This window comes from Phenylobacterium sp. (assembly GCF_036723115.1).
In the GTDB taxonomy this organism is placed as follows: Bacteria; Pseudomonadota; Alphaproteobacteria; order Caulobacterales; family Caulobacteraceae; genus Phenylobacterium.
Genome location: NZ_DAIMHV010000151.1, coordinates 1 through 6,363 on the forward strand (window position 1 = coordinate 1; position 6,363 = coordinate 6,363).

The following is a 6,363-nucleotide window of genomic DNA, read 5'->3' on the forward strand; positions in this document are numbered from 1 at the left end:
CCCCCCAGCCCCAGCCCCTGGCCGAAGCGCAGCAGGCAGAGAAGGGCCGGGGCGATCCATCCCGCCTGGGCGTAGGTGGGCAGGAAGGCGATGGCGAAGGTCGAGCCGCCCATGAGCATGAGCGAGGCCACCAGGGTCGACTTGCGCCCCACCCGGTCCCCGTAGTGGCCGAAGATGGCCGCCCCGAGGGGCCGGGCGAAGAAGGCGATGGCGAAGGTGGCGTAGGAGGACAGGAGCTGCGCCGAGGGCGAGGCCTGCGGGAAGAACAGCGGCCCGAAAACCAGGGCCGCGGCCGTGGCGTAGATGTAGAAGTCATAGAATTCCACCGCCGTGCCCACCAGGCTCGCGCCCAGCACCCGGCGGGTCTCGGGCGCCTTCAGCACCTCTGCCCCTTGCGACATGGTTTCCCCTCCCCTGGAAGGGGCAAGGCCTTGGCCCTGAGCGGGCGAGCCGTCAAGTCCCGCGCCTTTTCCCGCCGGGCGCTTCGTGCCAACCTCCCGCCCCAACAGGACCGTCCCGAAGGACGGCCAACGCCTCGGGGAGGCTGCATGACCCGTTTGCCCACGGCCGGCGCCCGCTGGCCCGACGTCGCCGCGCGCATGGACCAGATGGCCCAGGGCGATGTGAAATGGCGCGAAGGCAAGGCCGCGGTCTATGTCTTCAACGCCGGCCCCGAGATCGAACAGGTCCAGAAGGAGGCCTATGCCCGCTTCGCCTCGGAGAACGGCCTGGGGCCCGCGGCCTTTCCGAGCCTGAAGCAGATGGAGGCCGAGGTGGTGGGCTTTGGCCTGTCCCTGCTGCACGCCCCCGAAGGCGGCGCCGGCGCCATGACCAGCGGCGGCACCGACTCCATCCTCATGGCGGTGAAGGCCGCCCGCGACTACGCCCGAAAGGTGCGCGGCCTGCAGGGGCGGCTGAACCTCGTCCTGCCCCGCTCGGCCCATCCGGCCTTCGACAAGGCCTGCGCGGTCATGGAGATCGAGGTGCGGCGCACACCGATCCGCGATCTGCTGGCCGATCCTGAGGCCATGGCGGCGGCCATAGACGGCCAGACCATCATGATGGTCGGCTCGGCGCCCTGCTTCCCCTTCGGCCTGATCGATCCCATCGAGGCCCTGGGCGAGCTGGCGCTCCGGCGCGGGGTCTGGCTGCATGTGGACGCCTGCGTCGGCGGCTATATGGCGCCCTTCGTGCGCATGAACGGCGCCGACATCGCGCCCTTCGACTTCGAGGTCGAGGGCGTCTGGTCCATGTCGGCCGACCTGCACAAGTATGGCTACTGCGCCAAGGGCGCCTCCACCGTCTTCTTCCGCAGCGGCGACCTCAAGGCCCACATGATCTTCGAGGTGGGGGACTGGCCGGCCGGCAAGATGGTCACCCCGACCCTGGCCGGCACCCGGCCGGGCGGGGCGATCGCCGCGGCCTGGGCGGTGATGAACGTCCTGGGCGAGGCGGGCTACCGGGCCAAGCACGCGGAGGTCATAGCCGCCCGCGAGGCCATCGAGGCGGGCGTGACGGCCCAGGGCTGGCGACCGCTGGGCGCGCCGAAGCTGGGCATAGTCGCCTTCACCCGGGATGACGTGAACCCCCTGGCTGTGCTCAAGAAGCTCTATGAGCGGGGCTGGGTGACCAGCGCGGTGACCGATCCGCCGGGCCTGCATCTGATGCTGTCGCCGGTCCACAATCAGGTGGTGGATGCCTATCTCTCCGATCTCGCCTGGGCGACCGACGCCGCCCGGGGCGGGGCGGCGGTTCAGGAGGCGCGATATGGCGGATAGACGGCCCTTTCCGTGGGGATGGCTGGCCCTGGCGGCGGGCTCGACGGCGGCGGTGGGCGGGTTCCTGGCCGCCCGCAGCCTGATCAATGACGGCCATGTGCCCCAGGCGGGCATTCTGCCCGGGGTCGGCCGGGACGTGACGGTGCTGGCCATCTGGGCTCATCCTGACGACGAAATCACCTGTGCGGGCACGCTGGCGCGCATGGCGCAGGCCGGCGCCAAGGTGGTGCTGCTCTATCTGACCAAGGGCGAGGCCGCGAAGGGAACGGGCTATGACCGGGCGAGCCTGGCCAAGGTGCGCGCCGCCGAAGCCCAGGCGGCCGGCGAGGTCCTGGGCGCCTCTGCGGTGGAGGTGCTGGACTTCCCCGACGGCGGCCTGCTCGGCCTCAATCCGGCCGGGCCCAAGGGGGCCATCGCCGAGGCCATCAACCGGCACCGGCCCCAGGTGCTGATCAGCTTCGACGAGACGGTGGGCTTCTATGGCCATCCCGACCATGTGCGCACCGGAGTCTGGGTGCGCGAGGTGTTCGAAGCCGCGCCCAAGCGGGGCCCCTGGCCGCGGCTGCTCTATCAGGTGACCCTGCCGCGGGCCATGGTGCGCCTGGCGCTGAAGCTGGTGGAGGCCTTCCGCAACAACTATCCCGCCGACCCGGCCCGCGGCCTGCCGCCGCCCCAGATCGCGGTGAACATCTCTCGCCAGTGGGCCGCCAAGCGCGCCCTGCTGGATGTCCATGCCTCGCAGAAGGCGATCATCGCCGACGTTCAGCCGGGCTATGACAAGGTTCCCGGCTGGCTCTACTACCGGCTGTTCGACCGGGAGTATTTCGTCGGTCACCGCCGCCGCTGACCCGAGCCCGCTCCGAGAGGCGGAACCGGTTAGTCGCCGGCCAGGACACGATCGCGGTGCGCCACCGCCACGGCCGCCGGAAGGCTGCTCCAGCCCTGAAGCGGACTGCCCGGCGCATAGGGCGGGGAGAAGTATTCCACCGCGCCCGCCCAGCCGTTGCGGAGCGAGGTTTCCCACCACCGGGTCAGCGGATAGCGCCAGCCGGCCAAGCCCCGCCGCAGGCGCTCGCCCGCATAGAGGCCGTCCAGCCAGGGCCAGTCGGCGCCGTTGTGATAGCGGAAGCCGAAGGCGCTCTTGGCCCTCAGGTCGGCGCGGACCCCATAGGGCGGGAAGGCGCACATCACCCCCCAGTCGCCCCAGGGCTGGTCGGTGTTGGCGCGGGTCTCCAGCCGCCGGGCCGCCGCGGCCAGGACGGCGCGCGCACGCGTCTCGCTGACGGCGTTCCAGCGCAGGAGGGTCAGGCTGTCGAGGGTCAGGTGCCTCTCGGCGGCCCCGTCCCGGCTATAGTCGGCATACCAGGCGCCGGCCCACAGGGCCGCGTGCACCGCCGCGCGGGCCTGGGCCGCCGCCTGCCGGGCCTCGGCCGCCAGGGCGGGCTCGAGGGTCGCCCCCAGGCGCGCCACGGTGTCGGCCGCCCCGACCCACAGCCCCACATCATAGGCTACCGCCCCGGCGCGATAGACATTGTCGGCCCAGTCCCGGTCGTGGCGCGGCTTCAGCGGCAGGCCGCCGCCGGACCTGGCCAGGGCCTGGTAGCGGCGGAAGATGGCGGCGATGATCCCCCAGTGGCGGCTGGCCGCCGCCGTCCGGCCGGTGACCCGCGCCAGATCGTCCACCGCCAGGATGAAGAAGAGCGGGCTGTCGAAATGGTCGCTCCACCATTCGTTCGCCCGCCGGCTGTCGCGCCCCACCTGCGGACGGGCGCGGCGCAGGGCCTCCCAGGCCGCCGACTGGGCCGGGCCGCTGACGATGACCCCGCTGGGCGCCTCGCCGTCCGGCCGCACGCCGGCGGCCAGCAGGTCGATCTCGGCCTCCACAACCTCGGGGCGGAGCGGCAGGAGGGCCTGGAGCGTCCAGTAGCCGTCGCGGAAATAGGTTCTCGCCGGGGCGCTGTAGGCCAGCCCCGCGGCCAGGCCCGCAAATCCGCCGTCCGGCGCGTGGCGGATGCTGGAGAGCGCCGCATGCAGCCCCTGGCGCACCAGGCTGCGCAGCAGGGGGTCGGCGCCTTCCAGGCCGTCGCAGGCGGCGGCGTGCGCCCGGGCCTGGCGGCGGATCTCGGCGGGGTTCAGCGCCAGGGCGCGGGCGAGCTCGGCCTCATCGGCGCCGGCGGCGATCACCGTCTCCTCTCCCTGGGCTCGCAGGGCCAGCCGCCCCCAGGGCAGCTCCACCAGGGTCAGGCCCGGCTGCGTCTCCACCCGGGCGGGGGGATAGGCCGCATCGTCCCAGGACGCTGGACGGCGGGCGGGCGCGAAGCGGCTTTCGATGCGTCCGGCCACCAGCAGGGCCGGGGCTTCCTGCGCCGCCCAGAGGCCGCCCCGGCGGCCCTCGACCATGTTGGGGCCGTAGGTCAGCGGACCCGCGGGCGGGGCCACCCGCAGCCGGCCGAGGTCGCCAGAGCCCCACAGGGCGAGCGACAGCCGCCCGTCGGCCCGCCACAGGCCCTGCAGCCGCGGGGCCATGAACGGCAGATCGACCGGGGCCTCGGCCGCCAGGGCGCCGTCGGCCAGAGGGTGGAGCTTGGGCGGGGTCAGGCGGCGTCCGTCCTGAGCGGGGAAGCCGCCTTGAGGAATCTGAGCCCAAAGGTCAGCCGCGCCTGATCGCGGCCGCGCGCGGGATCGGCGATGAGCACATCGTACCAGACGGTCTCGGCCTGGGCGGTCTCGGTCAGCGCATGGACCCGGGTCCGCCCCACATAGTCGACCCCCGCCCGCAGCGGCCCCTCCAGGAACTGGATCTCCACCGCGCAGGCCAGTCCCCCGGCCAGTCTCTCGTCCAGGCCCTGGACCGCGCCCAGCACGGCGGAACGCGCCCCGTGGGCCAGATCCACCACCAGGGAGGGCGGCAGGACGGCGTCGGCGCCCCCATAGATGTCCAGGGGTTCGGTGATCTCAGCCCGGCGCTCGGCCAGGGCCTGGAGCGAGACGCTCAAGGGAATGTCGAAGGCCTCATCGCCGGCCTGCACGCCGGCCAGGATGCGCAAGCCCTCCCGCGGCGCGGCCTCCTGGGTCAGCAGAACCCGCGCCAGCTCCGATCCCGCATCGGCATGGTCGGCGGCCGTGCCCTCGCAGATCAGATCCAGGGCCTGGGTGGACAGGGACAGCCTGGCCCGCTCCGCCCCGGGGATGAGTTCGGCCCGCACCGCCTCGTTCTCGGCGCTGGCCTTTTTGAACTGCAACGAGAGATTGCCCCCCTCGAACCACCGCGCCCCGTAGGCCTGGAGGATCAGGGGGACGAACTGGTCCATATGGATGGAGCCCTGGACCTCGCCGGCCAGGTGACGGGGCGTGCGGAACGGCCCTTGCAGCCTGTCCCGCGCGCCCGCCGTGTCTGCGACGCGCATCAGCGTTTCCCTCCCTGGCCCCGTCATGCGCGGGGCTCTTCTGGGTTTCCTTGCGGCCGGAACCGGCGCAGGCGTCTGGCCGCGGGGCTCCGAGCGGCCTATCCTGGCACGGCCCCGCCAGAGGGTCACGGCGCGAAATGACGCCGGTATGCGAAGGAATGTGCGGCTCTGCCGCGAGGGAGACAGCGATGAGCGAGGCGATCGGCCCCGGCGATCTGGTTCTCTGCGTGAACGCCGCCCCCAACCACGCCACGGGGCGCCCCGTGCCCCTGCAGGCCGGAGAGACCTATCGCGTCTGGGCGGTGATGGATTTCGCCTGTCCCTGCGGCCGCTCCGACGCCCTCATCGATGTCGGCATCGACTTCGCCTGGTGCCAGTCCCGCTTCCGCCTCCTCCCCAAGCCCAAGGCGCAAGCCAGGCCGCAGAAGGTCGCCGCGCCGAAGGAGAAGGAAACCGTGCGGTGAGGGGGCGCGCGCCCCTCTCGAACCAAGGCAGGGCCGTCGGATGATCACCGTCTGGGGCGGGCAGACCTCGCGATCGATCCGGGTCGTCTGGCTGCTGGAGGAGATGGGCCTGCCCTATCGCGTGGCCCAGGTGGACATGCTGGCGCCCGAGCAGGACCCCGAATTCCTGGCGATCAATCCGGCCAACTACATCCCGGCGCTGCAGGACGGCGAGGTGGTGATGGTCGAGTCCATCGCCATCATGGAGTACCTGATGGCCCGCTATGGTCCGACGCCGCTGGCGCCGGCGGCGACCGATGCGGCCTTTCCCGCCTACCAGCAGTTCCTGCACCTGGGCGAGGCGGGTCTGTCGACCCTGATGATGCCCGTGGTCGTGAGCCGCTTCATCGCGCCGGAGGCCGAGCGGGATAACTGGGGCGCCCAGTGGTGCCTGCAGGCGTTTCAGAAGCGACTGAGGCTGGTCGATGCGCAGCTAAGCCGCTCGCCCTACCTCGCCGGCGAGGCCTTCACCGCCGCCGACATCTCGGTGACCTACGCGCTCAACCTCTGCCAGCGAAACTGCGGCCTCACCCTCACCGACCTCCAGCAGGCCTACCTCGCCCGCACCACCGGCCGCGAGGCGTACAGGCGGGCGATGGCGCGTTCGCATGAGGGGGTGGGTGGCTAACCGGAAGTCATGCAGGAGCGGACTCGGCGAGGGGCCGCTAAGGGTGG

The 6,363-nt window shown here is 72.2% G+C and carries 7 protein-coding genes; 4 read left to right on the plus strand and 3 right to left on the minus strand.

What is annotated here, in order from left to right:
* Window positions 1-401, minus strand: a 401-nt coding sequence (locus V7D28_RS12920) for an MFS transporter (protein WP_333587794.1), incomplete at its 3' end; no start/stop codon positions are given.
* A 147-nt stretch (window positions 402-548) separates the two neighbouring features.
* Between V7D28_RS12920 and V7D28_RS12925 the strand changes: the two genes are divergently transcribed.
* On the plus strand, window positions 549-1,778 hold the full coding sequence (locus V7D28_RS12925; protein WP_333587795.1) for a pyridoxal phosphate-dependent decarboxylase family protein: 1,230 nt from the start codon (window positions 549-551) through the stop codon (window positions 1,776-1,778).
* On the plus strand, window positions 1,768-2,625 hold the full coding sequence (locus V7D28_RS12930; protein WP_333587796.1) for a PIG-L deacetylase family protein: 858 nt from the start codon (window positions 1,768-1,770) through the stop codon (window positions 2,623-2,625). The genes V7D28_RS12925 and V7D28_RS12930 overlap by 11 nt, the downstream gene beginning before the upstream one ends.
* A 29-nt stretch (window positions 2,626-2,654) precedes the next feature.
* On the opposite strand, the gene V7D28_RS12935 is transcribed toward V7D28_RS12930, so the two are convergent.
* On the minus strand, window positions 2,655-4,304 hold the full coding sequence (locus tag V7D28_RS12935) for a hypothetical protein (protein WP_333587797.1): 1,650 nt from the start codon (window positions 4,302-4,304) through the stop codon (window positions 2,655-2,657).
* A gap of 68 nt (window positions 4,305-4,372) precedes the next feature.
* Window positions 4,373-5,185 carry a hypothetical protein gene (locus V7D28_RS12940; RefSeq protein WP_333587798.1) on the minus strand — a complete coding sequence of 271 codons (813 nt, stop codon included), beginning with the start codon at window positions 5,183-5,185 and terminating at the stop codon, window positions 4,373-4,375.
* 188 nt (window positions 5,186-5,373) lie between these two features.
* Between V7D28_RS12940 and V7D28_RS12945 the strand changes: the two genes are divergently transcribed.
* Both V7D28_RS12945 and V7D28_RS12950 read left to right on the plus strand, forming a co-directional pair.
* Entirely contained in the window at window positions 5,374-5,649 is a 276-nt protein-coding gene (locus V7D28_RS12945) for a hypothetical protein (protein WP_333587799.1), read from the plus strand.
* A 40-nt stretch (window positions 5,650-5,689) separates the two neighbouring features.
* The gene (locus tag V7D28_RS12950) at window positions 5,690-6,316 is read left to right on the plus strand and encodes a glutathione S-transferase family protein (RefSeq protein ID WP_333587800.1); all 627 of its coding nucleotides are present in this window, start codon (window positions 5,690-5,692) and stop codon (window positions 6,314-6,316) included.
* Window positions 6,317-6,363: the final 47 nt, after the last annotated feature.

Coding starts and splice junctions, on each gene's coding strand:
- V7D28_RS12925 (WP_333587795.1), top strand. CDS start 549: ATGACCCGTTTGCCCACGGCCGGCGCCCGCTGGCCCGACGTCGCCGCG.
- V7D28_RS12930 (WP_333587796.1), top strand. CDS start 1,768: ATGGCGGATAGACGGCCCTTTCCGTGGGGATGGCTGGCCCTGGCGGCG.
- V7D28_RS12935 (WP_333587797.1), bottom strand. CDS start 4,304: ATGGCCCCGCGGCTGCAGGGCCTGTGGCGGGCCGACGGGCGGCTGTCG.
- V7D28_RS12940 (WP_333587798.1), bottom strand. CDS start 5,185: ATGCGCGTCGCAGACACGGCGGGCGCGCGGGACAGGCTGCAAGGGCCG.
- V7D28_RS12945 (WP_333587799.1), top strand. CDS start 5,374: ATGAGCGAGGCGATCGGCCCCGGCGATCTGGTTCTCTGCGTGAACGCC.
- V7D28_RS12950 (WP_333587800.1), top strand. CDS start 5,690: ATGATCACCGTCTGGGGCGGGCAGACCTCGCGATCGATCCGGGTCGTC.